This is a genomic window from Streptomyces sp. NPDC086147 (assembly GCF_040702165.1).
Classification (GTDB): Bacteria; Actinomycetota; Actinomycetes; order Streptomycetales; family Streptomycetaceae; genus Streptomyces.
Genome location: NZ_JBFBJO010000016.1, coordinates 114,836 through 141,194, shown reverse-complemented (window position 1 = coordinate 141,194; position 26,359 = coordinate 114,836). Strand labels below are relative to the sequence as shown.

Genomic DNA, 26,359 nt, shown 5'->3' with positions numbered 1-26,359 from the left:
CCCGGCGGGCCCGGTATATCCCCTACTCCCGCTCACGGGGGGCCCCCGCACCCCCCCGGACCCCGCGGGGGGCCGTTTCCCCGAACCGCCGTACGGCCACCGGGCCCACCGGCCTTTTCGACCGGCCCTCCCGGCGACTCTCCCGGTTTTCCACAGGTGGGAGCCACGGCCCTGGTCCCCGGGACCCGCGGCGGACCATACTGGCGGGCGCACACGTTCGACGAGGGGGAGCACAGGGTGAGCGAGAGCAGCACGGGGTCCGCGACGGCCGTCGTCGAGGACCCGGCGGACCTGCCCATGGTCCGCGTCGAGGACCTGCGCCGCTCGTACGGCACGGGCGAGGCCGCGGTCCACGCCCTGCGCGGCGTCTCCTTCGACATCCCGCGCGGCGAGCTCGTCGCGCTCAAGGGCCGCTCCGGCTCCGGCAAGACGACGCTGCTCAACCTCGTGGGCGGTCTCGACAGCGCCGACGGCGGCCGGATCGTCATCGACGGCACCGACCTCTCCACGCTCGGCGAGAGCGGGCTCCTGGGGCTGCGCCGCGACCGGATCGGCTTCATCTTCCAGTCCTTCGGCCTCCTCCCGATCCTCTCCGCCGCGGAGAACGTCGGCGTCCCCCTGCGGCTGCGCAAGGCGGACCCGAAGGAGCGCGAGGAGCGGGTGGCCCTGCTGCTCGGCCTGGTGGGCCTCGCCGACCACGCGGCCCAGCGGCCGGGCGAGCTCTCCGGCGGCCAGCAGCAGCGCGTCGCCATCGCCCGCGCCCTCGCCAACCGGCCGGCCCTGCTCATAGCCGACGAGCCGACCGGCCAGCTCGACGCGGAGACCGGGCTCGCCGTCATGCAGCTGCTGCGCGCCGTGGTCCGCAGCGAGGGCTGCACGGCGCTGGTCGCCACCCACGACCCCCAGCTCCTGGGCCTGGCGGACCGGGTCCTGGAGCTGCGCGACGGCGAGATCACCGAGCACTGAGACCGGGCGCCGGGCACCGGGGACGCACGGGCCGGGGCCCGCATCAGGATCACGTCAATACCGCCCCGGACCGTTCTCCGCGTGCGGGACACCCGATCGGCTGGACGTATGGTCGGTCCATGGGACGCGGCAAGCTACGCATCTACCTCGGCGCTGCGCCGGGCGTCGGCAAGACCTACGCGATGCTCTCCGAGGGCCACCGCCGGGTGGAGCGCGGCACGGACTGCGTGGTGGCGTTCGTCGAGCACCACGGACGGCCGCGCACGGAGACGGTCCTGAGCGGCCTGGAGCAGGTCCCGCGCCGCACCCTGGAGCACCGGGGGGCCGCCCTCACCGAGATGGACGTCGACGCGGTCCTGGCCCGCCGCCCCGCGGTCGCCCTCGTCGACGAACTCGCCCACACGAACGCGCCCGGCTCCCGCAACCCCAAGCGGTGGCAGGACGTCGCCGAACTGCTCGCGGCCGGCATCGACGTCGTCTCCACCGTCAACATCCAGCACCTGGAGTCGCTCGGCGACGTCGTCGAGGCGATCACGGGCGTGCGCCAGCGGGAGACCGTCCCCGACGAGGTCGTGCGCCGGGCGGACCAGATCGAACTGGTCGACATGAGCCCGGAGGCGCTGCGGCGCCGGATGGCCCACGGCAACGTCTACACCTCCGACAAGGTCGACGCCGCCCTCTCCAACTACTTCCGTCCCGGCAACCTCACCGCCCTGCGCGAACTGGCGCTGCTCTGGACCGCCGACCGGGTCGACGAGTACCTCCGCAAGTACCGGGGCGAGCACAACATCCGCTCCACCTGGCAGGCCCGGGAGCGCATCGTCGTCGGCCTGACCGGCGGGCCCGAGGGCCGCACCCTCATACGCCGGGCCACCCGCCTCGCCGAGAAGGGCGCCGGAGGCGAGGTCCTCGCCGTCTACATCGCCCGCAGCGACGGCCTCACCGCGGCCTCCCCGAAGGAGCTGGCCGTCCAGCGCACCCTCGTCGAGGACCTCGGCGGCACCTTCCACCACGTCATCGGCGACGACGTCCCCACCGCGCTCCTGGAGTTCGCCCGCGGGGTCAACGCCACCCAGATCGTCCTCGGCTCCAGCCGCCGCCGGACCTGGCAGTACGTCCTCGGCCCCGGCGTCGGCCAGACCGTCGCCCGCGACTCCGGGCCCGACCTGGACGTCCACATCGTCACCCACGGCGAGGTCGCCAAGGGACGCGGCCTGCCCGTCGCGCGCGGCGCCCGCCTCGGCCGCTCCCGGACCCTCGCCGCCTGGACGATCGGCGTCGCCGGACCCGCCTGCCTCGCCCTGCTCCTCACCCATGTCGACGCCGACCTCGGGCTCGCCAACGACATGCTGCTGTTCCTCGCCCTGACTGTGGCCGCCGCGCTGCTCGGCGGCTTCCTGCCGGCGCTCGCCTCGGCCGCCGCCGGCTCCCTCCTCCTCAACTGGTTCTTCACCCCGCCCGTCCACCGGCTCACCATCGCCGACCCCAAGAACATCGTCGCCCTCGCCGTCTTCCTCGGCGTCGCCATGTCGGTCGCCTCGGTGGTCGACCTGGCCGCCCGCCGCACCCACCAGGCCGCCCGGCTGCGCGCCGAGTCCGAGGCGCTCTCGTATCTCGCGGGCAGCGTGCTGCGCGGCGAGACCAGCCTCGACGCCCTCCTCGAACGGGTCCGCGAGACCTTCTCCATGGAGTCGGTCGCCCTCTTGGAGCGCGAGGACGAGGTCGAACCGTGGACGCCCGCCGCGAGCGTCGGCCCCCACCCGGCGACCCGGCCGGAGGAGGCGGACGTCGACATGCCGGTCGGGGACCGCCTGGCGCTCGCCCTGTCCGGCCGGGTGCTGCCCGCCGAGGACCGGCGGGTCCTCGGCGCCTTCGCCGCCCAGGCCGCCGTCGTCCTCGACCGGCAGCGCCTCGTCGGCGAGGCGGAGGAGGCCCGGAAGCTGGCCGAGGGCAACAAGATCCGCACCTCCCTGCTCGCCGCCGTCAGCCACGACCTGCGGACCCCGCTCGCGAGCATCAAGGCCTCCGTCTCCTCCCTCCGCTCCGACGACGTCGAATGGTCCGAGCAGGACCGGGCCGAGCTCCTGGAAGGCATCGAGGCCGGGGCCGACCGCCTCGACCACCTCGTCGGCAACCTCCTCGACATGTCCCGGCTCCGGACCGGCACCGTCGCCCCCCTCATGCGGGTCGTCGACCTCGACGAGGTCGTCCCCATGGCCCTCGGGGGAGTGCCGGACGGCAGCGCCGAGCTCGACATACCCGAGACGCTGCCCATGGTCGAGGTCGACAAGGGCCTCCTGGAGCGGGCCGTCGCCAACATCGTGGAGAACGCCGTGAAGTACAGCCCCGACGGCGTGCCCGTCGCCGTCGCCGCCAGCACCCTGGGGGACCGGGTCGAACTGAGGGTCGTGGACCGCGGCCCCGGCGTCCCCGACGAGGCCAAGGACGGCATCTTCGAACCCTTCCAGCGCTTCGGCGACGCCCCGCGCGGCTCCGGCGTCGGCCTCGGCCTGGCGGTGGCCCGCGGCTTCGTCGAGGCGATGGGCGGGACCCTCGGCGCCGAGGACACCCCGGGCGGCGGCCTCACCATGGTCCTCACCCTGCGGGCCGCGCGGGGCGGACCCCCGGCACCCTCCGCAGACCTCCCGGCCCACGCGGTGACCTGAAACCGCGAACCCCGCTCCCTCCCCGCAGTCCCCTCCGCCCGCCCGGCGGCCGAAAGGAAGGCATTCCCCCATGACCCGGGTCCTCGTGGTCGACGACGAGCCCCAGATCGTCCGCGCCCTGGTGATCAACCTCAAGGCACGGAAGTACGAGGTCGACTCCGCCCCCGACGGCGCCACCGCCCTCAGGCTCGCCGCCGACCGGCACCCCGACGTCGTCGTCCTCGACCTCGGTCTGCCCGACATGGACGGCGTCGAGGTCATCAAGGGCCTGCGCGGCTGGACGCGGGTGCCGATCCTGGTCCTCTCGGCCCGGCAGACCTCCGACGAGAAGGTCGAGGCCCTCGACGCGGGCGCCGACGACTACGTCACCAAGCCCTTCGGCATGGACGAGCTGCTCGCCCGGCTGCGCGCCGCCGTGCGCCGGAACGAACCGGTCGGCGTCCCCGAGGGCGGGGTCGCCCTGGTCGAGACCGAGGACTTCACCGTCGACCTGGCGGCGAAGAAGGTCCACCGCGACGGCCGGGACGTGCGGCTCACCCCCACCGAATGGCACCTCCTCGAAGTCCTCGTCCGCAACGTCGGCCGCCTGGTCGGCCAGAAGCAGCTGCTCCAGGAGGTCTGGGGACCCTCGTACGGCACGGAGACCAACTACCTCCGGGTGTACATGGCGCAGCTCCGCCGCAAGCTGGAGCGCGACCCGTCCCACCCGCGCCACTTCGTCACCGAACCGGGCATGGGGTACCGCTTCGAACGGTGAACGGAGAGGCGTCCGGGACCGTCTCCCTCTCCGGACCCGGGACCGTCGCCTCCCCGGATCCGGGCCCTGCTCCCCTTGTCACCGGGCCCGGCCCCCGTGACAGCGGCGGCCGGTACGCTTTCTGTATGAGTGCTGCACCGCGTACAGAGAAGCCGGCCGGCAGGTTCCGCCGGATGCTCGACCGGCTCTCCTCCTCTCCCGAGGACCTGGAGTCCGAGGAGCTCCAGGAGGACGCCGAGGCGTCGGGGTGCACGCGTATCTCCGAGTGCTCCGACCGCCAGATAGTCAAGGTGACTGGTACCTTGCGCACGGTCACGCTGCGCCCCCGGGCCGGTGTGCCCGCCCTGGAGGCCGAGCTCTTCGACGGCACGGCGCCGCTCGACGTCGTCTGGCTCGGCCGCCGCTCCATCGTGGGCATCGAGCCGGGCCGCAAGCTGATCGCCTCCGGCCGGATCTCCATGAGCCACGGCCGACGGGTCCTCTTCAACCCCAAATACGAGCTCCGACCGCTCGGACAGGAGTAGCCGGTGACGTCCCTCGACAAGCCGACCAGCCCGGACCAGGACGAACGCGCCTCGAAGGAGGTCACCGAGGCCGCGCTGTTCGAGGCCTTCGGCGGTCTGCGGGGCATGGTCGAGACGGTCGTGCCGGGTCTGTTGTTCGTCACGATCTTCACGATCAACAAGAACCTGCAGATCTCCGCGATCGCGGCGCTCGCCGTCTCCCTCGTCCTCGTCGCCGTCCGGCTGATCCGCCGCGACACCGTCAAGCACGCCTTCAGCGGCGTCTTCGGCGTCGCCTTCGGCGTGGTCTTCGCGATGATGACGGGCAACGCCAAGGACTTCTACCTGCCGGGCATGCTGTACACGCTCGGCCTCGCCCTGGCGTACATCGTCACCGCCATCGCCGGAGTGCCCCTGATCGGCCTGATCCTCGGCCCGGTCTTCAAGGAGAACCTCTCCTGGCGCACCCGCAACCCGGGCCGCAAGAAGGCGTACACGAAGGCGAGCTGGGCCTGGGGCCTGATCCTGCTCGGCAAGTGCGCGGTCCTCTTCCCGCTGTACTGGTGGGCCGACCCGACCCGGTTCGGCTGGGTCTCGGTCGCCCTGAAGATCCCGCCGTTCCTGCTCGCGGTCTACCTCACCTGGGTGTTCCTCGCGAAGGCCCCGCCGCCGATCGACGTCTTCGCCGAGATGGAGGCCGAGGAGCGCGCGGAGAAGGCCCGCGAGGAGGCGGCCGCGGCCGAGGGCCGGCCGGAGGCCTGAGACCCGCCCGTACGACCGGGGGCCTGAGCCCCGCCCGTACACGTGGGTACATGCGCGAAGAAGGGCCCGGACCTGACGAACAGGTCCGGGCCCTCCCCGTACGACGGCCTGCCGTCAGGGCGTCTCGCGGCGCACCTGGAGCAGGTCCTCCAGCTGCTCCTCGCGGGCCTGCGCGGCCACGAACAGCAGCTCGTCACCGGCCTCCAGGGTCTCCTCGGGGCTCGGCGTGAGCACCCGCGAACCGCGGATGATCGTCACGAGCGAGGTGTCCTGCGGCCAGTCCACGTCCCCGACCGTGGTGCCGGCGACGGCCGACTCCGGCGGGAGCGTCAGCTCGACCAGGTTCGCGTCGCCGTGGCTGAAGCGGAGCAGCCGGACCAGGTCGCCGACGCTCACCGCCTCCTCGACCAGGGCCGACATCAGACGCGGCGTCGAGACGGCCACGTCCACGCCCCAGGCCTCGTTGAACAGCCACTCGTTCTTCGGGTTGTTCACCCGGGCGACCACCCGCGGCACGCCGTACTCGGTCTTGGCGAGCAGCGAGACGACCAGGTTCACCTTGTCGTCGCCGGTCGCCGCGATCACCACGTTGCAGCGCTGGAGCGCCGCCTCGTCGAGCGAGGTGATCTCGCAGGCGTCGGCGAGCAGCCACTCCGCCTGCGGCACCCGCTCCACCGAGATGGCGGTCGGCGCCTTGTCGACGAGGAGGACCTCGTGCCCGTTCTCCAGGAGCTCGCCCGCGATGGAACGGCCCACCGCACCCGCGCCCGCAATGGCGACACGCATCAGTGACCACCCTCCTCGGGACCCTCGGCGAAGGCCTCCTCGATCTTCGCGATCTCGTCCGTACGCATCATCACGTGCACCAGGTCGCCCTCCTGGAGCACCGTCTGCGACGAGGGGATGACGGCCTCGCCGAGCCGGGTCAGGAACGCGACGCGCACCCCCGTCTCGTCCTGGAGTCGGCTGATCTTGTGACCGATCCAGGCCTCCGAGGTGTGCACCTCGGCGAGCTGGACCCCGCCGCTCGGGTCCGTCCACAGCGGCTCGGCGCCCGAGGGCAGCAGCCGCCGCAGCATCTGGTCGGCGGTCCAGCGGACCGTCGCGACCGTCGGGATGCCCAGGCGCTGGTAGACCTCGGCACGGCGCGGGTCGTAGATGCGCGCCGCCACGTTCTCGATGCCGAACATCTCGCGCGCGACCCGCGCCGCGATGATGTTCGAGTTGTCGCCGCTGCTCACCGCGGCGAAGGCCCCGGCGTCCTCGATCCCGGCCTCGCGCAGCGTGTCCTGGTCGAACCCCACGCCCGTGACGCGACGACCGCCGAAACCCGACCCCAGGCGACGGAAGGCCGTCGGGTCCTGGTCGACGACCGCGACCGTGTGCCCCTGCTGTTCGAGGGTCTGCGCGAGAGCGGCTCCCACTCGCCCGCAGCCCATGATGACGATGTGCACGTCCCCGTTACCCCGCACTCCTGATCGCCTTGCTGACCTGCGAAAACAACCTGCTCACAACTTTCCTCGCCCGATCCGCCCGGGCCGCGGCGGGCGACGCCCTGCCGGGTCGCCCGCTCCGAGCTTAAGCGGCAACACCGACGGGGACCGCATCCGAGGTGGTAGACGGAAAGATTCCGTATGGATAGGGGGTCGTGGTGAACTTGGCTCTTTTCGAACGCTTACGATCCTCTCCGTGTCCAAACTGACCGACGTGCCCAAACGGATCCTGATCGGACGGGCCCTACGCAGCGACAAGCTCGGAGAAACGCTCCTCTCGAAGCGGATCGCCCTCCCCGTCTTCGCCTCCGACCCGCTCTCCTCGGTGGCGTACGCGCCCGGCGAGGTCCTCCTCGTCCTCTCCGTGGCCGGTCTGTCGGCCTACCACTTCAGCCCTTGGATCGCGCTCGCGGTCGTCGTCCTGATGTTCACGGTCGTCGCCTCCTACCGCCAGAACGTGCACGCCTACCCGAGCGGCGGCGGCGACTACGAGGTCGCCAACACCAACCTCGGGCCGAAGGCCGGGCTCACCGTGGCGAGCGCCCTGCTCGTCGACTACGTCCTGACCGTCGCCGTCTCCATCTCCTCGGGCATCGAGAACCTGGGCTCGGCGGTGCCCTTCGTCGTCGAGCACAAGGTCGCCTCGGCGGTAGCCGTCATCCTGCTGCTCACCCTGATGAACCTGCGCGGCGTGAAGGAGTCCGGCACCCTCTTCGCCATCCCGACGTACGTCTTCGTGGCCGGCGTCTTCCTGATGATCGCCTGGGGCGCGTACCGGGGCATCGTCCTCGGCGACACGATGAAGGCGCCCACCGCCGACTTCGAGATCAAGCCCGAGCACCAGGGACTGGCCGGATTCGCCCTCGTCTTCCTGCTCCTTCGCGCCTTCTCCTCCGGCTGTGCGGCGCTCACCGGCGTCGAGGCCATCTCCAACGGCGTCCCCGCCTTCCGCAAGCCCAAGTCGAAGAACGCCGCCACCACGCTCGCCCTCATGGGCGGCCTGGCCGTCACCATGTTCTGCGGCATCATCTTCCTGGCCATGGCCACCGACGTGCGGATGGCCGAGAAACCCGCCCACGACCTGCTCCGCAACGGTGTCCCGGTCGGCCCGGACTACGTCCAGGACCCGGTCATCTCGCAGGTCGCGGCCGCTGTTTTCGGTGACGGGACGTTCCTCTTCGTCGTCCTCGCCGCCGCCACCGCGCTCGTCCTCTTCCTGGCCGCGAACACCGCGTACAACGGCTTCCCGCTCCTCGGCTCGATCCTCGCCCAGGACCGCTACCTGCCGCGCCAGCTCCACACCCGGGGCGACCGGCTCACCTTCTCCAACGGCATCGTGCTCCTCGCCGGCGCCGCCGCCCTCCTCGTCTGGATCTACGGAGCCGACTCGACCCGGCTGATCCAGCTGTACATCGTCGGCGTCTTCGTCTCCTTCACCCTCAGCCAGATCGGCATGGTCCGGCACTGGAACCGGCACCTGAAGAACGAGCGCGACCCGGCCAAGCGCCGCCACATGATCCGCTCCCGCGCGATCAACGCCTTCGGCGCCTTCTTCACCGGCCTCGTCCTGGTCGTCGTCCTCGCCACCAAGTTCACCCACGGCGCCTGGGTCGCCCTGCTCGGCATGGTGATCTTCTACGGGACGATGACCGCGATCCGCAGGCACTACGACTCGGTGGCCGCGGAGATCGCCGCCGCCGAGGAGCGCCCCGACGAGTACGTGCGCCCCTCCCGGGTCCGCTCCCTCGTCCTCGTCTCCAAGCTCCACAAGCCGACCCTGCGCGCCCTGGCCTACGCCAAGCTCATGCGCGCGGGCGAGCTGGAGGCGCTGACCGTCAACGTCGACCCGGCCGAGACGAAGGCGCTCAAGGAGGAGTGGGAGCGGCGCGGCATCAACGTACCGCTCAAGATCCTCGACTCGCCGTACCGCGAGATCACCCGCCCGGTGATCGAGTACGTGAAGAGCCTGCGCCGCGAGAGCCCGCGCGACGCCGTCTCCGTCTACATCCCCGAGTACGTCGTCGGCCACTGGTACGAGCACCTGCTGCACAACCAGAGCGCCCTGCGCCTCAAGGGCCGGCTCCTCTTCACCCCGGGCGTGATGGTGACCTCGGTCCCGTACCAGCTCCGGTCCTCCGAGGCCGCGCGCAAGCGGGCCAGGAAGCGCCAGGAGTGGAACGCGCCGGGCGCGGTCCGCCGGGGCCCGGTGGAGAAGGGCCACAAGGAGACGGCCGGAAAGAGCGGCTAGCCGGCCCGGGGGAACGCCCGGACCGGCCGGAAAGAACAACCGAAAAAGAACAACTAGACTGGTGGGCTGCCGTCCGAACGGCAGCCCACGCGTCTCTTCCCCCTTCTCGTCTGGAGCGCCCCCGCCATGCAGAACACCCCTGTCTCGTCGCTGGTCGGGGAGGAGTACGAAGTCGAGGTCGGCCCGGTCGCCCACGGAGGCCACTGCATCGCCCGTACGGAGGCCGGCCGGGTCCTCTTCGTCCGCCACGCCCTGCCGGGGGAGCGGGTCGTCGCCCGCGTCACCGAGGGCGAGGAGACCTCCCGCTTCCTGCGCGCCGACGCGGTCGAGATCCTCGACCCGTCCAAGGACCGGGTCGAGGCCCCCTGCCCCTTCGCCGGCCCCGGCAGGTGCGGCGGCTGCGACTGGCAGCACGCCAAGCCCGGCGCCCAGCGCCGGCTCAAGGGCGAGGTCATCGCGGAACAGCTCCAGCGCCTTGCCGGGCTCACCCCGGAGGAGGCCGGCTGGGACGGCACGGTCATGCCGGCCGAGGGCGACAAGCTGCCCGCGGGCGAGGTCCCGCAGTGGCGCACCCGCGTCCAGTACGCGATCGACCCCGAGGGCCGCGCCGGCCTGCGCAAGCACCGCTCCCACGACGTGGAGGCGATCGACCACTGCATGATCGCCGCGCAGGGCGTCTCGGAGCTGGGCGTCGAGAAGCGCACCTGGGAGGGCATGGCGTCGGTCGAGGCGATCGCGGCCTCGGGCTCGAACGACCGCCAGGTCATCCTGACCCCGCGCCCGGGCGCCCGCCTCCCCCTCGTCGAGCTCGACAAGCCGGTCTCGGTCATGCGGGTCGACGAGAAGGACGGCGGGGTCCACCGCGTCCACGGCCGCGCCTTCGTCCGCGAGCGCGCCGACGAGCGCACCCACCGGGTGGGCAGCGGCGGCTTCTGGCAGATCCACCCGAAGGCCGCCGACACCCTGATGAAGGCCGTGATGCAGGGCCTCCTGCCGCGCAAGGGCGACACCGCGCTCGACCTCTACTGCGGCGTCGGCCTCTTCGCGGGCGCCCTCGCCGACCGCGTCGGCGACCGGGGCGCGGTCCTCGGCATCGAGTCCGGCAAGCGCGCGGTGGAGGACGCCCGCCACAACCTGGCCGACTTCCCGCGCGTCCGCATCGAACAGGGCAAGGTCGAATCGGTCCTCCCGCGCACGGGCATCACCGAGGTCGACCTCATCGTCCTCGACCCCCCGCGCGCCGGCGCCGGCAAGCAGACGGTCCACCACCTGACCGGCCTCGGCGCCCGCCGCATCGCCTACGTCGCCTGCGACCCGGCGGCCCTGGCCCGCGACCTGGGCTACTTCGGGGAGCGGGGGTACCGGGTGCGGACGCTGAGGGCGTTCGATCTGTTTCCTATGACGCACCACGTGGAGTGCGTCGCGATCCTTGAGCCTGCTGAGAAGGGCCGCTGACCTGCTGTTTCCGCGAGTGTGCGTGATGGGCGTCATGCGCGTTGGGCGCGATGCCCTGACGCACGTTTGACGCACAAGCGGCGCGGTTTCCGAGAGGTCGTCATGCGTGGCTCGGTGGCAGTCGGAGGGGCCCGCAGTCGGGGCGGCGGTGGGGTCCTCCGCAGGGATGGGGGCCGATCGATGAGTCGGTGTCCGACTCCCTGGTTCGCTTTCCGTTCGTGACGTTCCGTGACGCCGGGCGGGGTCTCGGGCGGATGTCGTGCAGCCGGGGCGGCGTGCTCAACGGGTCGAGGCGCTCCACGGTGGCTGCCGTCCAGCGGATCCACGCCTCGGCTTCGGTCCCGGCCCGGCCCGGCGGCCTGGCCTCGACGTGCGTACCGCGCTTCAGTACTCCGTCACCAAGCCGCTTCCTGCGCTTCGAAGTGCCTGACACGGTAAGCCTCCGCGTACTGGACGCGCGCTTCTTCCATGGCGGCTTCCCACGTGGGCCGTAGCCGCCCCACCGTGTGGGTGGATGTGCGCGGTCACCGCATCAGCCCCGCGCGTCTCCACCATGGGTACTGGGCTCTGCCGATCATGCCGGTCTCCGCGAGGAAGGCGATGAGCTTTTCGCCGCTCCAGAGCATCGTCTCCTTGAAATGGGGGTTGGACCTGGCCTGCCGGCGGGCCTCGTCAGGGTCGAGGCCGACAGCGCGATAGAGGGCCGGGTCCAGCAGGCACGGTACGTCCAGGGACGCCGCCAGGGCGGTCAGGTGGCGGTGGAAGGCGCGGCGGGGCGGTGAGGCGTGTGCCATCGCGTGGCGTAGCTCGGTGCGGGCGAAGCTCACGTGGCGGGCCTCTTCGATGACGTGGATCCGGCAGATCCGCCGGATCAGGGGCTGAACGCGCTCGTCCCGAGCGATCTCCCGCTGGAATCGGTCCAGCAACTCCTCGGTCACCAGCGTGAGGGCGAAGGTGGTGAGGTCCTGGAATGCCAGGCTGCCTGCGGTGAATACACGACGGAGGTACGCCGGCGGGCCGTACTCGGGACAGTCCAGCTTGCGGTGCAGCATCCCGAACATGGTTACGTGCCGGGTTTCGTCACCCATCTCTTTGAGGGCGTAGTGCGTTCGGGGATCTTTGAGATTTCGTGACGTGAGGTACCGGGCGAGCATTTGGATCAGGCACAGTTCGAGCCAGCTTCCCACTCCGGCGAGACTGGCGAATTCATGCCGTGACAGTTCGATCCTCTGCCGCTGGTCCATTTTCTCCCACAGCGGTGTCCCGTACAGGGACAGTCGCTCGGGTACGCAGAACCATGCGTCTTCTTCCAGCGGAGCTTCCCAGTCGATGTCCGTGGCGGGATCGAATGAGTGCGCGACGGAGGTCCGCAGCAAGCGCTGTGCTACAGATTCCGGAGTCTGGGCCTGCGGCAGGGAACGGTGTGGCATGGGGCGTCACTCCTTCGGAGGTCCGTTGTCTCAGTGGTGGGGCATTGCAGGCAGGGAATCTATGGCTTGAGGGAGGCGGGGTGTGGGACGCGCTGTGTCTGCTTTCGCCGACGCGCCGGTCCGCTGTCGCGTTTGCTTCCGAATGCTTGGCAGAGTGAACGCCGCACGGAAACGCGGTGATCACCGCACGTGAAGGTGCCGAGGAGGCCCGCTATGCAGCGCAGCGTCATGGTCACAGGGGCGACGAGCGGGCTTGGTCTGGCTACCGCGCTGCGACTGGCCTCCGTCGGATACGAGGTCATTGCCACCGCGCGCAGCGACCACCAGGCGGACCGGTTGCGTGCTGCCGCCGCCGAGCGGGGCGTTCGCCTGAGCGTGGTGCTGTTGGACGTGGCCGATGCCTCGGCCTGTCGGCATGTGGTGGACCAGGTCGCCGAAGAAGGCGGTGGCGTTCCGTGGGCCCTCGTCAACAACGCGGGAATCCCGCTGGCCGGAGCGGTCGAGGACATCGACGACGAGGCGGTACGCCATCTGCTGGAGGTCAACGTGCTGGCTCCCGCGAGGCTTGCCAGACTCCTCCTCCCCGCGATGCGTCGCCGGGGAGGCGGTCGCATCGTCAACATTTCCTCTCTCGGGGGCCGGATCACCGCACCGGGCATGGGGTGGTACTGCGCGGGCAAGGCCGCGCTGGGGGCCGTCAATGACGCGCTGCGGATGGAAGCCTCGCCCGCCGGCGTGCAGGTCGTGCTCATCGAGGGCGGCGGATACGCGAGCAACATTTGGAACAAGGCTGCCGACGACCTGCGGGAGTTGGCGACGGACGGGCGGTCGCCGTTCGCCGGCATGTACCGGGCCGCTGAGGCACCACTGCGTGCGGGCGCCATGCTCCCGGCGCCCGAGCCGGTGGCCCGGGCGGTCGAGCGCGCTCTGGGAGCGGCCCGTCCCCGGGCTCGGTACGTGATCGGGGCGCGGACGCGGGTGCGTATGGTCGCCGATGCGCTGATTCCCCCTCGGGTGAGTGATCACGTCAAGCGGGTCGCGCTGGGAACGGTCGGTTCTCACGAATTGGTGGAGTACGCCGCGCGCCGGTGGTGCCGGCCGTGGTGACGCCCGTCGGCGTACGCGACGGAGTGCTCGGCTCCCCTTGTGGTCACGGCAGAAGGCCCGTTCTGCGCCACCAGTGTCGCTGTGGGCGGCCGATCATCCCGGCCTGTGCCAGGAAGGCGGTGAGTTTCTCACCGCTCCAGCGGAGCGTCCCGCGGTAGTGCGGGTTGCCGCGGGCCTCACGGCGGGCGCGGGCGGGGTCGAGGCCGGCTGCCGAATAGACGTCGGGGTGGATCCGCTGGGCCAGGGCGACGTAGGCGGACACGGCGGTGAGTTCCCTCTGAAGGGCCAGGTGCGCGCGGGAGGCGCGGGCCGCGGTGTGCAGCAGTTCGGTTCGGGCGAAGCTGACGTGGCGGGCCTCTTCGGCCACGTGCAGGCGGCATACCTCCCGAACCAGCGGTTGTACGCGCTCGTCCCGTACGATTTCGCGCTGCAAGCGGTCGTTGACTTCTTCGATCACCAGCGCCAGAGCGAAGACACTGAGTTCGCTGTACAGGGTGCTGGCGAAGGTGAACAGCCTTTGCACGACGGCGGAGGGTGTGTACGGGGAGCACCCCATGGCGTGGATCATCCGGCCGAACATCACGCAGTGCCGGGTCTCGTCCGCCACTTCGGTCAGGGCGTAGGTGCTGCGGCTGTCGCCGAAGTTCCCGGACGAGGCCATGTGCCGTGCCAGCAGTTGCATCAAGCACAGTTCGGTCCAGATCCCCGCGCTCATGAAGCTGGCCATTTCGTGCCGGGACAGTTCGACGCGCTGCCGCTGGTCCATCTCCTCCCACAGCGGCGTCCCGTACAGCGACAGGCGTTCGGGACGGCAGAACCAGACGTCGTCCAGCACCGGAGTGTCCCAGTCGATGGGGTCGGCGGGCGCCGGATCGGGAGAGGCGCGCAGCAGGCGCTGCGCGACGCCGGCGGGGTCCTGGGTCCGCGGCGGAGGGTGAGGTGTCATGAGCGGCTCCGCTCCTTCGGTCGGTGGGCACGGGATCGCCCGGGTGCCGCGGACGGCCGGGCCGAGGCATCTGGCTGAGGGGCCTGTCGGAAGGTCTGTGGAACCTCGGGGCGCTGGACGGCGGGGCGCGTCAGCGGCGTGACCGGGGCCGTGGGGGACACCGTGTAATCCGGCGGCAGGGCAGCTCATATATACACGAATCAATCGCTTCGAAAAGATGTCTGCACCTTCCGGGTGAACTCCTTCTCGCGACTTCCGTGCCGAGTGTCGCATTCCACTGCTTGACGACCAATTGCTAGCTTCGCATGGGTGAGCGACCTCAGAGCATGCCTCGTCGGTGTGGCCGCATACCTGCCCGAACGGTGGGTCCCGATGGCCGAGCGGGAATCTCAGATCGCAGCCGCGAGCAACGGTTTCGTTCCGCCGCCCGGGCTGTTGTCGCAGTTGACGGGGGTTCAAGGCATCCATCTGATCGGCGACGACCAGCAGGCTTCCGACCTCGCGGTGAACGCGGCACGTAAACTGATGGCCGACTGCGGTGCCGGTCCCGACGACGTCGATCTGATGATTTTCGCGGCGGCGAGCCAGGACCTGGCGGAGCCGGCGACATCCCACATCGTCGCCGCGGAATTGGGGCTCGACTGCCCTGTGTTCGATGTGAAGAACGCCTGCAACAGCGTTCTCAACGCCATTGAAGTCACTCATGGATTGATCTCTTCACGGCAATACCGCAGGGTGCTGATCACGTGCGGGGAGGCGCCGTCCCTGTACTCGCGGCTGCGGGTCCCCGATGCCGCCGCCTTCGCTCGTTCCTTCCCTTCCTACGGGTTCTCCGACGCCGGTGCCGCCATGCTGTGGGAGGCCGGAGAAGTCACCGGAAGCCCCTCGCAGGCCCGGGGTCTGCTCGGTGCGCGCTTCTCGGCCGAATCGGCCCTCTGGCCGTGTGCCACCGTCGTGCACGGCGGGACCCGTTCCGTGCGGTCGGCTACCAAGGAGGACGCCTACTTCCAGATGGAGAGCACCCGCATGCGCGAGAGCCTGCGCCTGCTGTGCCGCTCCCACCTGCCACCGCTGCTCGACGAACTCGGCCTGGAAGTCGCCGACTTCGCCTTCATCGGTGTGCACCAGGTCTCCCTCGGCGACCTCGACGACTTGTGCGCTGCGGGCTTCGGAATCCCCCGGGAGAAGCTGGTCGTCACTCTTCCCCGTCATGGCAATGTCGCCTCGGCATCGTTGCCGCTGCAGCTCGCCACAGCCATGGACCGGGGACTCGCAGCGCCCGGGGACCTGGTGGCGCTGATCGGCCTGGCCGCGGGCAGCAGCGCCGGCCTGGTGGTGATCCGGCTGTGAACGTCCCTCCCGCCCACGACAACCGATGGGGGAACAGTCGATGACTTCCCTGTACGAACCGATCAAGAGCGTCGTCGCGCGCCACTTCAACATTCCCGAGGACACCATCACGCCCGAAAGCACCCTCGAGGACCTGGGCATGGACTCGTTGGCAGTGGTGGAACTCATGTGCATCCTGCAGGACGACATGGGCCTGCGGGTACCGGAACCCGAGCATCTGAAGTCCCTCCAGACCACTTTCCGCGAGGCCGCGGCCGCCGTCGAACGCGCGCAGCAGCCCGCGGCGGCACTGCCGGCGGCCACCGGCGCTCCGGTGCGTCCCTCATGAGTCGACGGGACATCGCTGTGACCGGCGTCGGACTCCTCACCTCGGCCGGGACCGACGCCGTCACGAGTTGGCGGGGAGTGTGCTCCGGTGAATCCCCGGCCGTCATCGACCCGGATCTGGGCGACGTACCCGTTCCCCTCAGCTGTCGGGTCCCAGATTTCGACGCCGCAGCCCTGCTCGGCCGTGCCGTGTGGCGCACAGACCGCTTCGTCCACCTGGCGCTCGCCGCCGCACACCAGGCGGTCACGGATGCGGGCCTGAACCCCACGACCTGGGACGGTGCCCGCGTCGGAGTCGTCGTCGGAGTGGGTACGGAGAGCAAGGAAACCAGCGTCACGGCTCTGCGCAAATACACCGAGCACAAATACGCGACGCTCTCCCCCCTCACCGTGCCCCGCTCGACGGTGAATGCCGCGGCCGCCGAGATCTGCATCGCGCTGGGGGCGTGGGGACCGAGCATGGCCGTCACCACGGCCTGTGCCTCCGGGGCCACAGCCCTGGGCACCGCCCGCGACCTGCTGCTGGCCGACCGCTGCGACATCGTCCTCGCAGGTGGCGCGGAGGCACCCTGCCACCCGCTCACCTCGCTGTCCTTCTCCCAGATGGGCGCGTTGTCGACGCGCGTGCACGACCCGCAAGGTGCCAGCCGCCCCTTCGAACGCGACCGTGACGGATTCGTCCTCGCAGAGGGCGCGGGCGTACTCGTACTCGAGCGGGCGAGCGACGCACGGGCCCGCCGCGCCCGGCCGCACGCCTACTTCTGCGGATACGGCTCTTCCACCGACGGCTACCACTACGCCGCCGCCCATCCCACGGGCGCCGGCTTCGAGCGGGCCTTCACCGCGGCGCTGGCCGACGCCGGTCTGCACGAGACCGACATCGGCCATGTCAACGCGCATGGCACGGCCACTCCCATGAACGACCAGATCGAAGCCGCCACGCTCCACCGCCTCTTCAACGGCCATCCGCCCCCTGTCACTTCCACCAAGGGCGTCACGGGCCACACCCTCGGCGCGGCAGGGGCCATCGAAGCGGTACTCGCCACCCTGACCCTGCGGCACCAGACGATTCCGCCCACGGCCAACCTCGACGTGCTCGACCCGGCGATCGACCTCGACGTCGTCGCCAAGGAACCTCGTCCGCACCGTATGCAGGCAGTGATCAGCAACTCGTTCGGCTTCGGCGGGCACAACTCCGTACTCGTCCTGCGCCAGGCGTAGGCCGTCCCGAGACCATCTGCTCCCACCCGGCAGCGCGCCGACTGCGGAGCCCGTACCGGAGTAGGAACCGCCGTGGCCTACCGGATTTCCCCCGCACTGTCGCCCGCCGTGGAGACGCCCGGCGGCACGGCCGACACACCCGTCCCGGAGACACCGGGCAGGGCGGGCCCCGGACCTGCCGGCGGCCTTGTGCCCCGGCCCGGCGCACGTCGCCGGACCCGCGTGTCCCGCCTGCGCCTGGCCATCGGCGCGGGTTCGGAGGCGGGACGGCTCTTGTGGTGGACGTCTTGTTTCACGCTGCGGTGGGTCCTGGACCGTGCCCTCCATCCCGGCCGTCCGGATGCGCGCCGGCGTCTCGCCGCCCTGCTGCGCGGTTACCTGCTGCGTATGGGGCCTCTGTACATGAAGGCGGGGCAGATCCTGGGCACGCAGTCCGGGATCCTTTCCTCCGCGGCGGCCGGGGAGTTCCGGTCCTTCTTCTCCGAACTTCCGCCAATGCCGGAAGCGGCCCTGCGTAAAACGATGGATCGCGGGCTTCCCGTTCCCGTCGCAGCGGCTTTCGAGTCCTTCGACTGGCAACCGGTCGCCGTTGGATCTGTCGCCCAGGTGCACCGCGCCGTACTCAACTGCGGTACCGACGTCGCCGTGAAGGTCGTCAAGAGCGGCGTCAGACAACGGCTGGAGGCCAGTACACGAGCCCTGAAAGCGCTTCTCGTCGTCGCGCACGCACTGTGCCCCCCGGTGCGCCGATACGACCTTCCCGGTCATTTCGCCGAGTTGCAGCCTCTCCTGGCGGGCCAGTGCGACATGCGTCAGGAAGCCGCCCGGCAGAAAGAGGTGGCACGGAACTTCCGTGACCATCCGTTCCTGCGCATTCCCGGCACTTTCGACGAGTTGTGCACGGGCGATGTCCTGGTCATGGAATACGTCGACGGCGTCCCCGGGACGGACCCGTCCCAGGCCGGCCACTCCCGATCATCCCTGGCACGCCGTCTCCAGGACGTCTTCTACAGCATGGTGTTCTTCCACGGACGGTTTCACGTCGACCCGCATCCCGGAAACATCCTGTTCCGCCCCGACGGCCGGATCGTCCTGCTCGATTTCGGTCTGGTGGGAACCCTGTCCGCAGACGACAGGTGGAACCTCTCTGCCTTCTACTACGCGTGCATCCGCGGGCAGTGGGAGGCGGCCACGGAGCGCTTCGTCCGCACCTTCGTGGCCAACCCCGACGTGCTGCTGCCGCGCCATGAGGAGTACGCGGAAGGCCTGGCCGCCATTCTGCGCCGCCATTTCCAAGCGGAGACATCACGCTGGTCCACCATGGCGTTCTTCGACGACGCCACCCGCCTGCTGTACGGCTACGGCGCCCGTGCCTCCACCCGGTTCTCGCTGCTGTCACTGTCCCTGCTCACGGGCGAGGGGTTCGTGACGCAGACCGATCCGGACATCAACCTCTACCGGAACGCCCGGCGCTTCACCGACCTCTTCTCGCCCTACATGAGCGATGACGTGCGCGAAAGGTTCGAGCGCGAGATCGGCGGCCTGAGCCCCCGTTCCCTGGCGGCCCGGCACGACGCGGCGGGCTACCTGGTCGCCCCCACCCACCTGGATCGCTACGGCCTGCCCAGCGCCTTCCCTCTCGTCGTCGCGAAGGCTTCAGGCGCCCGCATTCACGACCTCGACGGAAACGAGTACATCGACCTCTCGTGCGGGTACGGGCCGCACATCCTCGGTTACGGCCATCACGGCACGGTCCGGGCCATCCAGGAAGCCGTCGCCCGGGGCGCAGTCAACGCTCTGGGGAACCCGGCGGAGTTGCGGCTGGCGGAGCTCATCGCCCAGGCGTTCGGCACGGGAACGAAAGTCATCCTGGGCAATTCGGGAACAGAGGCCGTCCAGATGGCTCTGCGCATGGCCCGCGCGTACACGGGCAGGCAACGCGTGGCCAAGTTCGAAGGTCACTACCACGGGTTCTCCGACCAGAGCCTGGTGAGTTCCCTGTTCCGCTACAGCGGCGACGCTCGGTGCCCGAACCCGGTCGCGAACTCGGCCGGCATGCAACGCACGCTGGTGGAGGACACACTCGTCCTGCAATACGGCGACCCGGCCTCGCTCGACCGAATCGCCGCCCATGCGAAGACGCTGGCCTGCGTCATCCTCGAACCCATGCCCGTGACGACGGCAGCGTTCGACCGCTCCTTCCTGCGGCAACTCCGGGATGTCTGCGCGCGCGAGAACGTCCTGGTGATCTACGACGAGGTGATCACCGGCTTCCGCGTGCACTACGGAGGCGCCCAGCACCTCGCCGGCGTCAGTCCTGACCTGACCTGTCTCGGCAAGATCATCGGCGGTGGCCTGCCGTGCGGAGCCGTCGCCGGACGACCCGACGTCATCGACATCGCGCGCACCACCGGCGACCCCTATGTCGACATCGAGACCCGGGCCTTCGTCGGTGGAACGATGAGCGGAAACTCCGTCACCGCCGCAGCGGGTGCCGCCGTACTCACTCACCTGAGCACGCACCCCGGTATCTACAGCGATCTCCAGCACAAGACGGAGTGGCTGGCGCAGAACCTGACCGCACATGCAGCCGACATCGGAATCCCCTGCAAGGTCACAGCCGCACACTCGATCTTCTCCATCACCTTCGACCACGCCACCCCTCGACTCATCAGAGACCGACTGACCGGGTCGAACTTCAAAGCGAATCTCGCTCTCTCCTACTACATGCGCAAACAGGGCGTCTACGTGCCCGAATTGCACACGATGATGCTCAGCGACGCCCATACGATGGAAGACCTCCAGCAGGTTTCCCGCGCATTCGCGCGCAGCATCGAGGAAATGAACGACGACGGGTTCTTCACCACTTGAGGAGCCTCCTTTCGGCCCGCAAGAACTCGGCGAGCACGTTTCCCGGCTGCTGTATGTCCGCTTGCGGGAGGTCAACTCGCCTTGGCAGCAGTTCGGTTGCTTCGGGCAAGCCCTCCTCGCCCTGGCGCACCTGCGCAAGAACGAGACGTCGGCCCTGGCCGGACTCGACGAGGGCGACTTCGTGATCGTCGACGGCACCCTGATCCTCGTCGATCGGATCGCCGCGGACGAGCCGCACTGCGCCCATCAGAACGTCGGCGCCACCGTCCGCACCCCCTACTGCCACCATCGTGGACAACCCGGGCACTGCCGACAGTCGGGGAGACGGAGATCCCGCTGCCGGGGCCGTCTCCTGGAGGGAAGTCGGTGTCGTCGTCAGCCATTAGACCTGATCCTTGTGGCACATCATGTGGAGCGCGTGGCGATTCCGGAGCCGGTGAAGCAGGGGCGTGGGGCGGGCCACCTGGGCGGCTCCGGTTTTCCGTACTCCTCGCCCTGTGATTTTCCGTAACGCCCGGGGCAATGTGGTGCCCGGTGCTGGAATGGGTTCATGGCCGACACCCCGTCCCGTACCGGTTCGCCCGTTCACCACGACACCGACCTGATCGTCGTCGGCGGTGGTCCGGCGGGCTGTGCCGCCGTCCGTACCGCCGCCGGTGTCGGCATGCGTTCGGTTCTGATCGAGCCGGACCGGCTGTGCCGCAATCTGTATCGGATTCCGGTCCTGAACAACGTCCTCGGTGGTCATACCGGCGGCCCCGCGCTCGCCGACGCCATCGCCGAGGAGCTCAGGGGCACGGAGCTGTGTCGTCTCGAACTCGGACGGTACGTCACCGAACTCCGGGCCGATGAAGGCCGGGTGACCGTCACGGTCGACGACGGGGGGCGCCTCACCGCCCCTTACGCCGTCGTCGCCACCGGCGTCGCGCCTCTCCAGCCCCGTGACGTCGGATGGATCACCGACCCCGGCGGTCTGTCCCTGTCCCCGCTCTGGCAGGTCGGCGCGGACGACGCCGAGGGGCGTACCCTGCTCGTCCTCGGTGGCGACCGGCCGATCGGGACCTTCCTGCGCGCCCATTCGGCCGCCGATGTGCGTCTGCTCGTGGCGTACCCGGCGGCCGACGCGTACAAGGTCGAGGAGGTTCGTGAGGATCCCCGGGTCGTGCCGCTTCCCGTCGAGCATCTGACGTTGGGCTCCGTCGAAGGCGCTGCGGTGTCGGCGGAAGTGGTGGGCCTGGGCGGTGAGCGGCGGACGGTCGCGGCGGACGCCGTTCACCTCAGCATCGGCAACGCGCCGACCGCCCCGCCCGGCGACCTCGTACGCGGCGCGGACGGGTACTGCCCGCCCGCCGGCCAGCACCCCCGCGTCATCGTGGCCGGCGACCTCCGGTCCGCCCGCTTCCAGCGGATCATGACCGCCATGGGCTCCGGCGGTGAGGCCGCGCTGCGTGCCTATTACGCGGCGAGGGAACTGCCCGTGTAGAGGAGCGCGTCCAGGGTCACCCCACCGGTCCGAGGTCGGCCTCGACGACCGCCCGGGTGATCGGAGGGCGGTTCCGCAGGGCGAGGATCTCGTTGGCCAGGTCCATGATCTTCAGGCCGTCGAGGCGGGCGATCTCCAGCGGGTCGGCGAGGGTGCCCGGGCAGGCGGTCAGGGTGCGCAGGCGCGGGAGGCCGACGAGGGGTTCGAGGCCGAGCGGTTCGCCCTCCCACGCGCCGATGGCCAGTATCTCCAGGCCGGGGTGGGCGGCGGCCGTCACGCCGGGGACGCCGCTCCCGTTCACCCGGGCGACGGCCGGGGGCCGTTCCGCACGTCCCGTACCGCGTCCCTCCGCCGCACGCCGGCCGAGGAGCAGGTCGGTGAGGGAGTCGGCGACCAGCCCCGCGCCGCAGTTCTTCTCGTGGCTCACCACGACGACCTACCCCAGGTGTCCCCGCGGCCCCGGGGTCGGGTCGAGCGCGATCGGGTCCCCGCCCCCGGTGTCCCCGAAGACGATCCAGCCCGGAGAACCGACGAGCCCCTGCACGGCCGCGTCCGGCCCGGTCTCGACCGCGTTCATCGCGGCGTGCTTCCAGGGGGCCGGGCGGGACGCGGCGTCGGCCACGTACACCCTGTCGGGGGAGATGAGTTCGCAGCCGATCGCTTCCGCCGTGCGCACCTCTCGTGGCCCTCCTCGTTCTTTCCACTCCTTCCCTTCCCGCCGTTCTCGCGGTTCTTCCGTCCCGGCCGTCGGCCGCACGGGGCGGTGAGGGTCTCCAGGAGCGTGCCGCCGTGGGGCGGTGTCGGCTCCTCCGCCTTCGGTGCGGGCATCAGGGCCTGGAGGAAGTCGTCGACGGCCCCCGGCGGCAGTGGATTATCGATCGACCGGCTGTCGTCATGCCAACTCCGCGTCGAGCCCGCCGGACCGGGATGTGACGAAACCGTCGCACGGCGGGCGAGGCCCCGGCGGCGGTGTCGGCCGTACGGTGGGCGGAACCGGTCGCCGGTCTTCCCCGTGGCCCGGGACCACCGCCACCGAAGCGGGTGACAAGACCAAAGGCGTCCGGGATCCCCGGGGGCCGTTCGTGGCATGCTCGTTCCATGACGGGTAGCCGCGACGAGCCGGACGTGCCTGAGCCGGGAAGCAGCGGCTTCGGGGGAGCCCCCGCGCTCTCCCGTACGGCCGGTGAGGGATCCGTCTTCTCGTCGAGCCGCTACGTGGCCCGCCGGCAGCCGACGGTGACGGTCGCGGGCACGCGCGTGCCCGCCCTGACGGCGTCCGCGATCCAGGAGATGCTCGACGGCCTGTCCGGCTCGGTGATCTTCCTCGTACCGCTGCTGGGGGCGGACGGCGGGGTCGGGGACTTCCGGATCGCGGCCGCCTCGCCCGACGCGCTCGACGTCGGCGGCCGCAGGGGCAGGGAACTGGTGGGACTCAGCGTCCTGGAGACGTACCCGAGCGTGCTCGGCACCGACCTGTGGCGCGGATACCTCGACGCCCTGGAGAACGGCGCCCGCTACGAAGGGGAGCCCTTCGCGTACGAGGAGGTGCTCGCCGGCATCCCCCGCCTCTCCCGGTTCGCCGTCCGCGCGACCGCCTGCCAGGGCGGACTGATCGTCTCCTGGGTGCGCCTCGACAGCGGCGAGCGCGAGCAGCGCAGGCTGGAGGTGATGCAGCGCCTGGGCAACATGGGCTGGGCCAACTGGGACCTCGTCCGGAACGCCCTCTCCTGGTCGGAACAGGTCTACGACATCTTCGCCCGCGACCCCTCCCTCGGCCCCATGACCCTGGAGGAACTGCCCCGGCACGTCCTGGACGAGGACCTGCCCGCCCTGGGCGTCGAGGTGCGCCGCCTCCTCGGGGACGGGCGGCCCATCGACCACACCTTCCGCATCACCACCCCCCACGGGGAGGTCCGGCACCTCCGGATCGTCGCGGAGGCCGAGGCGGACGCCCACGGCTCGCCGGTCGAGGTCCACGGCTTCTTCCAGGACCTCACCGCCGTACAGCGGGCCAAGGAGCAGCTCCTCGAACGCGACCGCACCGCCGTGGCGCAGCAGGAGACGCTGACCGCCGAGCGCGTCCTCGCCGCCCGGCTCCAGCACGCCCTGCTGCCCCTTCCCCAGCAGTCGCTGCGCCTGGCCGGCCTCACCGTCGACGTCGCCTACCAGCCCCTCCAGCAGGGACTCAACGTCGGGGGCGACTGGTACAGCGCCATCGAACTGCCCGACCGCAGCGCCCTGCTCGTCGTCGGCGACGTCGCCGGCCACGGGCTCGACGCCGTGGCCACGATGGCCCAGCTCCGCTTCACCGCCAAGGGCATGGCCATCACCGGCACCCCGCTCGCCACGATCCTCGCCCGCCTCAACACCCTCCTGTGGCACAGCGCGGACCGCGCCTTCAGCACGGCCACGATGATCATGGGCCGCTACGAGCCCTCCTCGGGCGTCCTCACCTGGGTGCAGGCCGGCCACCTGCCGCCCCTGCTCCTGCGCGACGGTGAGACCCGCTACCTGCCGTCGCCCCGCGGCGTCCTCCTGGGGGCCACGACCGCCCCGCGCTACGAATCGTCCGCCATCCGCCTGCTGCCCGGCGACCACCTGCTGTTCTTCACCGACGGCCTGGTCGAGGCCCCGGGCGTGCTCCTCGACGACGGACTCGACCACCTGGCCCGCACGGTCGCCGGGCTCGGCGACGGCCCGCGGACCCTGGACGCCGTCCTGGAGGCACTCGTCGACCCGGCCACCCGCCGCGACGACATCTGCGTCCTGCACGTCAGCGTCTGATGGGACGGACCGACCCCACGGAACCGGACGGACCCCTCGTCGTCCACGCCAACCTCGTCTCCGACCTCGCCGTCGACCCGGAGGAGCGCGCGGTGCTCCGCGCCTGGGCCGAGCAGGCGCCGCGCGAGGCGTGGCTGCTGCGGCCCGGCGACGTCCTGGTCTCCCCGGTGCCGGTCGCCGAGGAGTTCCTGCGGTACGTCTGCGGGCTGACCGGCGTCCCCCGGGACTCGGTCACGGTGGTCGTCCCGCCCGGGGACGATACGGCCGAGCTGTGCCACCACGTCGTCGGGGCGGTGGGCGGGCGGCCCCTCCGGGCGGTCCTCCCCACGGCCCTGGACGGTGCGGCGATCGGCCTGGCGCGCGCCCTGGGCGTCCCCGTCGCCCCGTACTCCTCCGTGGCGGCGGCCGAGGCGGCCCTCGGCGTGACCGGGCTGCTCAACACGAAGGCCGGGTTCCGGAGCGCGGCGCTCGCCCTCGGCATGAGGCTGCCGGACGGCCTGGTCCGCCGCCGCGACGGGGTGCCGGCCGCCGTGCGGGAACTCCTCGCCTCGTACGGACGGGTCGTGGTCAAGCCCGACCGGTCGGCGGGCGGCCACGGCATGCTCTTCCTCACGGAGGCGGAGGACACGGCGGACGCGCCGGATCCGTGGACCGGCGACGGACTCGCGCCGGTGGGCGGCCCCGAGGGGCTGTGGGTCGTCGAGCAGCGGATCGACGTGGCCCGGTCGGTGAGCGTGCAGATGGAGACGGGACCCGGCGGGACGCGGGCGCTGTTCTGCGGCGAGATGCGGACCGAGGACGGCGCCTTCACCGGCTACCTCTCGCCCCTGCCCGACCCGGCGGCGCACGTCGCGGCCACGCTGGAGGCCTGGGGACACGCCCTGGGCGGCTTCCTCGCGGCGCGCGGGTACGCCGGGCCCTTCGGCCTCGACGCGATGGTGACGCCCGGCGGCGAGGTCTTCGCGGGGGAGAGCAACGTGCGGCGCACGGCCACCACCACTCCGCGGGCCATGGTGACCCGGCTCGCCGCAGACGGCGTGAGCAGGGCCGGGGCCGGGGGGCCGGTCTGGGCGACGGGCAAGGTCCGGGCCCCGGCCGCGTACCCCTTCGGCGCCGCCGTCGAGCGGCTGCGCCGTGGACGGCTCGCCTACGACCCGGCGCGCGGCGAGGGGATCGTCCTGTACGCCGGACCGCCGCCGGACGGTCTGACCTGGCGTTACGCGGTGATCGCCGGCGACCACGCGGGCGTGGCGCGCTACGAGGAGCTGCTGCGGGCCGCCTGGGCCCCCGCCCCCGGCGGCGCTACGGCTCGATCAGGCCCACCCGGATCGCGTAGCGGGTGAGTTCGAGGCGGTCGCGCATGCCCAGCTTCTGGAGGAGGTTGGCGCGGTGGCGCTCGACGGTCTTCGGGCTGATGACGAGGAGGTCCGCGATCTCCTTCGAGCTGTGGCCCTCCGCGACGAGCTTGAGGATCTCCTCCTCGCGTTCGGTGACGGCCTTGTCGGGCAGGGGCCTGCCCTGTTCCGCCCGGTCGAGGTAGGTGCGGATCAGGGCGGTCTCGGCGCCGGGGTAGATGAACGGCTCGTCGCGCACCGCCGCCCGGCACGCCTCCACCAGGTCCCGGTCGGCCACGGACTTCAGGACGTAACCGCTCGCCCCGGCCTTGAGCGCCTCGAAGAAGTACTGCTCGTTGTCGTACATCGTGAGGATCAGGATCCTCAGCTCCGGCTGGAGGCGGCTGAGTTCGCGGGCCGCCTGGAGCCCCGTCCGGCGGGGCATGGAGATGTCGAGGACGGCCAGGTCGACCCGCTCGGAGCGGGCCAGGGCGACGGCCTCCGCCCCGTCCGCGGCCTCGGCGACGACCGTGAGGTCCGGCTCGGCGTCGAGGATCAGCCGCACCCCGTTGCGCACCAGGGCGTGGTCGTCCGCGAGCAGGATGCGGGTGGGGCGTTCCCCGGTCATGACGCCTTCTTTCCCGGGCGGGCGGCCG

20 protein-coding genes and 2 pseudogenes are annotated in these 26,359 nt (G+C 71.0%); 16 read left to right on the top strand and 6 right to left on the bottom strand.

Going from position 1 to position 26,359, the window contains the following annotated elements:
• The first annotated feature begins 237 nt into the window (after positions 1–237).
• The 5 genes from AB0398_RS27210 to AB0398_RS27190 all read left to right on the top strand — a co-directional run bounded on the left by AB0398_RS27210 (position 238) and on the right by AB0398_RS27190 (position 5,654).
• Entirely contained in the window at positions 238–966 is a 729-nt protein-coding gene (locus tag AB0398_RS27210) for an ABC transporter ATP-binding protein (protein WP_366378255.1), read from the top strand.
• A 119-nt stretch (positions 967–1,085) separates the two neighbouring features.
• A complete protein-coding gene (locus AB0398_RS27205; protein ID WP_366378254.1) occupies positions 1,086–3,632 on the top strand; it encodes a sensor histidine kinase KdpD in 2,547 nt (848 codons plus the stop codon).
• Between the two features lie 70 nt (positions 3,633–3,702).
• Positions 3,703–4,389, top strand: a complete 687-nt coding sequence (locus AB0398_RS27200; protein WP_366378253.1) for a response regulator — start codon at positions 3,703–3,705, stop codon at positions 4,387–4,389.
• A gap of 125 nt (positions 4,390–4,514) precedes the next feature.
• Positions 4,515–4,913, top strand: a complete 399-nt coding sequence (locus tag AB0398_RS27195) for an OB-fold nucleic acid binding domain-containing protein (RefSeq protein ID WP_185893250.1) — start codon at positions 4,515–4,517, stop codon at positions 4,911–4,913.
• A 3-nt stretch (positions 4,914–4,916) separates the two neighbouring features.
• A complete protein-coding gene (locus AB0398_RS27190) occupies positions 4,917–5,654 on the top strand; it encodes a DUF3159 domain-containing protein (protein WP_366378252.1) in 738 nt (245 codons plus the stop codon).
• Between the two features lie 114 nt (positions 5,655–5,768).
• Here the strand turns inward: AB0398_RS27190 and AB0398_RS27185 are convergent, their stop codons facing one another.
• Together AB0398_RS27185 and AB0398_RS27180 are read right to left on the bottom strand one after the other, a co-directional pair.
• On the bottom strand, positions 5,769–6,440 hold the full coding sequence (locus tag AB0398_RS27185; RefSeq protein ID WP_366378251.1) for a TrkA family potassium uptake protein: 672 nt from the start codon (positions 6,438–6,440) through the stop codon (positions 5,769–5,771).
• Entirely contained in the window at positions 6,440–7,108 is a 669-nt protein-coding gene (locus AB0398_RS27180; RefSeq protein WP_366378250.1) for a TrkA family potassium uptake protein, read from the bottom strand. Before AB0398_RS27180 ends, AB0398_RS27185 begins: the two co-directional genes overlap by 1 nt.
• A 235-nt stretch (positions 7,109–7,343) precedes the next feature.
• Here AB0398_RS27180 and AB0398_RS27175 point away from each other — a divergent pair, with 235 nt between their 5' ends.
• Both AB0398_RS27175 and AB0398_RS27170 read left to right on the top strand, forming a co-directional pair.
• Positions 7,344–9,395 (top strand): APC family permease, encoded by a 2,052-nt coding sequence (locus AB0398_RS27175; RefSeq protein WP_366378249.1) that lies wholly within the window; start codon positions 7,344–7,346, stop codon positions 9,393–9,395.
• A gap of 126 nt (positions 9,396–9,521) precedes the next feature.
• Positions 9,522–10,850, top strand: coding sequence for a TRAM domain-containing protein (locus AB0398_RS27170; protein WP_366378248.1), 1,329 nt, complete (start codon positions 9,522–9,524; stop codon positions 10,848–10,850).
• Between the two features lie 524 nt (positions 10,851–11,374).
• On the opposite strand, the gene AB0398_RS27165 is transcribed toward AB0398_RS27170, so the two are convergent.
• Positions 11,375–12,280, bottom strand: coding sequence for a diiron oxygenase (locus tag AB0398_RS27165; protein ID WP_366378247.1), 906 nt, complete (start codon positions 12,278–12,280; stop codon positions 11,375–11,377).
• A gap of 213 nt (positions 12,281–12,493) precedes the next feature.
• Here AB0398_RS27165 and AB0398_RS27160 point away from each other — a divergent pair, with 213 nt between their 5' ends.
• Positions 12,494–13,387 (top strand): SDR family oxidoreductase, encoded by an 894-nt coding sequence (locus AB0398_RS27160; protein ID WP_366378246.1) that lies wholly within the window; start codon positions 12,494–12,496, stop codon positions 13,385–13,387.
• A gap of 43 nt (positions 13,388–13,430) precedes the next feature.
• Here AB0398_RS27160 and AB0398_RS27155 read toward each other — a convergent pair whose 3' ends face one another.
• Positions 13,431–14,333, bottom strand: coding sequence for a diiron oxygenase (locus AB0398_RS27155; RefSeq protein WP_366378245.1), 903 nt, complete (start codon positions 14,331–14,333; stop codon positions 13,431–13,433).
• A 309-nt stretch (positions 14,334–14,642) separates the two neighbouring features.
• Here AB0398_RS27155 and AB0398_RS27150 point away from each other — a divergent pair, with 309 nt between their 5' ends.
• The 6 genes and pseudogenes from AB0398_RS27150 (at position 14,643) to AB0398_RS27125 (ending at position 21,585) form a co-directional block, all read left to right on the top strand.
• Positions 14,643–15,683 carry a 3-oxoacyl-[acyl-carrier-protein] synthase III C-terminal domain-containing protein gene (locus AB0398_RS27150; RefSeq protein ID WP_366378244.1) on the top strand — a complete coding sequence of 347 codons (1,041 nt, stop codon included), beginning with the start codon at positions 14,643–14,645 and terminating at the stop codon, positions 15,681–15,683.
• 40 nt (positions 15,684–15,723) lie between these two features.
• Positions 15,724–16,011, top strand: a complete 288-nt coding sequence (locus AB0398_RS27145) for a phosphopantetheine-binding protein (protein ID WP_366378243.1) — start codon at positions 15,724–15,726, stop codon at positions 16,009–16,011.
• Positions 16,008–17,231, top strand: a complete 1,224-nt coding sequence (locus tag AB0398_RS27140; RefSeq protein WP_366378242.1) for a beta-ketoacyl-[acyl-carrier-protein] synthase family protein — start codon at positions 16,008–16,010, stop codon at positions 17,229–17,231. Before AB0398_RS27145 ends, AB0398_RS27140 begins: the two co-directional genes overlap by 4 nt.
• Positions 17,232–17,303: 72 nt before the next feature.
• A complete protein-coding gene (locus AB0398_RS27135) occupies positions 17,304–20,102 on the top strand; it encodes an aminotransferase class III-fold pyridoxal phosphate-dependent enzyme (protein WP_366378241.1) in 2,799 nt (932 codons plus the stop codon).
• 16 nt (positions 20,103–20,118) lie between these two features.
• Positions 20,119–20,418: pseudogene (locus AB0398_RS27130) on the top strand (hypothetical protein); the annotation flags it as partial.
• Between the two features lie 234 nt (positions 20,419–20,652).
• A complete protein-coding gene (locus AB0398_RS27125; RefSeq protein ID WP_366378240.1) occupies positions 20,653–21,585 on the top strand; it encodes an FAD-dependent oxidoreductase in 933 nt (310 codons plus the stop codon).
• A gap of 16 nt (positions 21,586–21,601) precedes the next feature.
• Here AB0398_RS27125 and AB0398_RS27120 read toward each other — a convergent pair.
• Positions 21,602–22,249, bottom strand: a pseudogene (locus AB0398_RS27120) (SMI1/KNR4 family protein); the annotation flags it as partial.
• A gap of 434 nt (positions 22,250–22,683) precedes the next feature.
• On the opposite strand from AB0398_RS27120, the gene AB0398_RS27115 reads away from it, so the two are divergent.
• Together AB0398_RS27115 and AB0398_RS27110 are read left to right on the top strand one after the other, a co-directional pair.
• Positions 22,684–24,369, top strand: a complete 1,686-nt coding sequence (locus AB0398_RS27115) for a SpoIIE family protein phosphatase (RefSeq protein WP_366378239.1) — start codon at positions 22,684–22,686, stop codon at positions 24,367–24,369.
• A complete protein-coding gene (locus AB0398_RS27110; RefSeq protein WP_366378238.1) occupies positions 24,369–25,712 on the top strand; it encodes a peptide ligase PGM1-related protein in 1,344 nt (447 codons plus the stop codon). Before AB0398_RS27115 ends, AB0398_RS27110 begins: the two co-directional genes overlap by 1 nt.
• Here AB0398_RS27110 and AB0398_RS27105 read toward each other — a convergent pair.
• The gene (locus tag AB0398_RS27105; protein ID WP_366378237.1) at positions 25,672–26,331 is read right to left on the bottom strand and encodes a response regulator transcription factor; all 660 of its coding nucleotides are present in this window, start codon (positions 26,329–26,331) and stop codon (positions 25,672–25,674) included. The genes AB0398_RS27110 and AB0398_RS27105 overlap by 41 nt on opposite strands.
• Positions 26,332–26,359: the final 28 nt, after the last annotated feature.

Bases quoted from the DNA above. Each gene is read 5' to 3' on its own strand.
- AB0398_RS27205 (WP_366378254.1), top strand. From the start codon at position 1,086: ATGGGACGCGGCAAGCTACGCATCTACCTCGGCGCTGCGCCGGGCGTC.
- AB0398_RS27200 (WP_366378253.1), top strand. From the start codon at position 3,703: ATGACCCGGGTCCTCGTGGTCGACGACGAGCCCCAGATCGTCCGCGCC.
- AB0398_RS27195 (WP_185893250.1), top strand. From the start codon at position 4,515: ATGAGTGCTGCACCGCGTACAGAGAAGCCGGCCGGCAGGTTCCGCCGG.
- AB0398_RS27185 (WP_366378251.1), bottom strand. From the start codon at position 6,440: ATGCGTGTCGCCATTGCGGGCGCGGGTGCGGTGGGCCGTTCCATCGCG.
- AB0398_RS27170 (WP_366378248.1), top strand. From the start codon at position 9,522: ATGCAGAACACCCCTGTCTCGTCGCTGGTCGGGGAGGAGTACGAAGTC.
- AB0398_RS27165 (WP_366378247.1), bottom strand. From the start codon at position 12,280: ATGCCACACCGTTCCCTGCCGCAGGCCCAGACTCCGGAATCTGTAGCA.
- AB0398_RS27160 (WP_366378246.1), top strand. From the start codon at position 12,494: ATGCAGCGCAGCGTCATGGTCACAGGGGCGACGAGCGGGCTTGGTCTG.
- AB0398_RS27155 (WP_366378245.1), bottom strand. From the start codon at position 14,333: ATGACACCTCACCCTCCGCCGCGGACCCAGGACCCCGCCGGCGTCGCG.
- AB0398_RS27145 (WP_366378243.1), top strand. From the start codon at position 15,724: ATGACTTCCCTGTACGAACCGATCAAGAGCGTCGTCGCGCGCCACTTC.
- AB0398_RS27140 (WP_366378242.1), top strand. From the start codon at position 16,008: ATGAGTCGACGGGACATCGCTGTGACCGGCGTCGGACTCCTCACCTCG.
- AB0398_RS27125 (WP_366378240.1), top strand. From the start codon at position 20,653: ATGGCCGACACCCCGTCCCGTACCGGTTCGCCCGTTCACCACGACACC.
- AB0398_RS27115 (WP_366378239.1), top strand. From the start codon at position 22,684: ATGACGGGTAGCCGCGACGAGCCGGACGTGCCTGAGCCGGGAAGCAGC.
- AB0398_RS27110 (WP_366378238.1), top strand. From the start codon at position 24,369: ATGGGACGGACCGACCCCACGGAACCGGACGGACCCCTCGTCGTCCAC.
- AB0398_RS27105 (WP_366378237.1), bottom strand. From the start codon at position 26,331: ATGACCGGGGAACGCCCCACCCGCATCCTGCTCGCGGACGACCACGCC.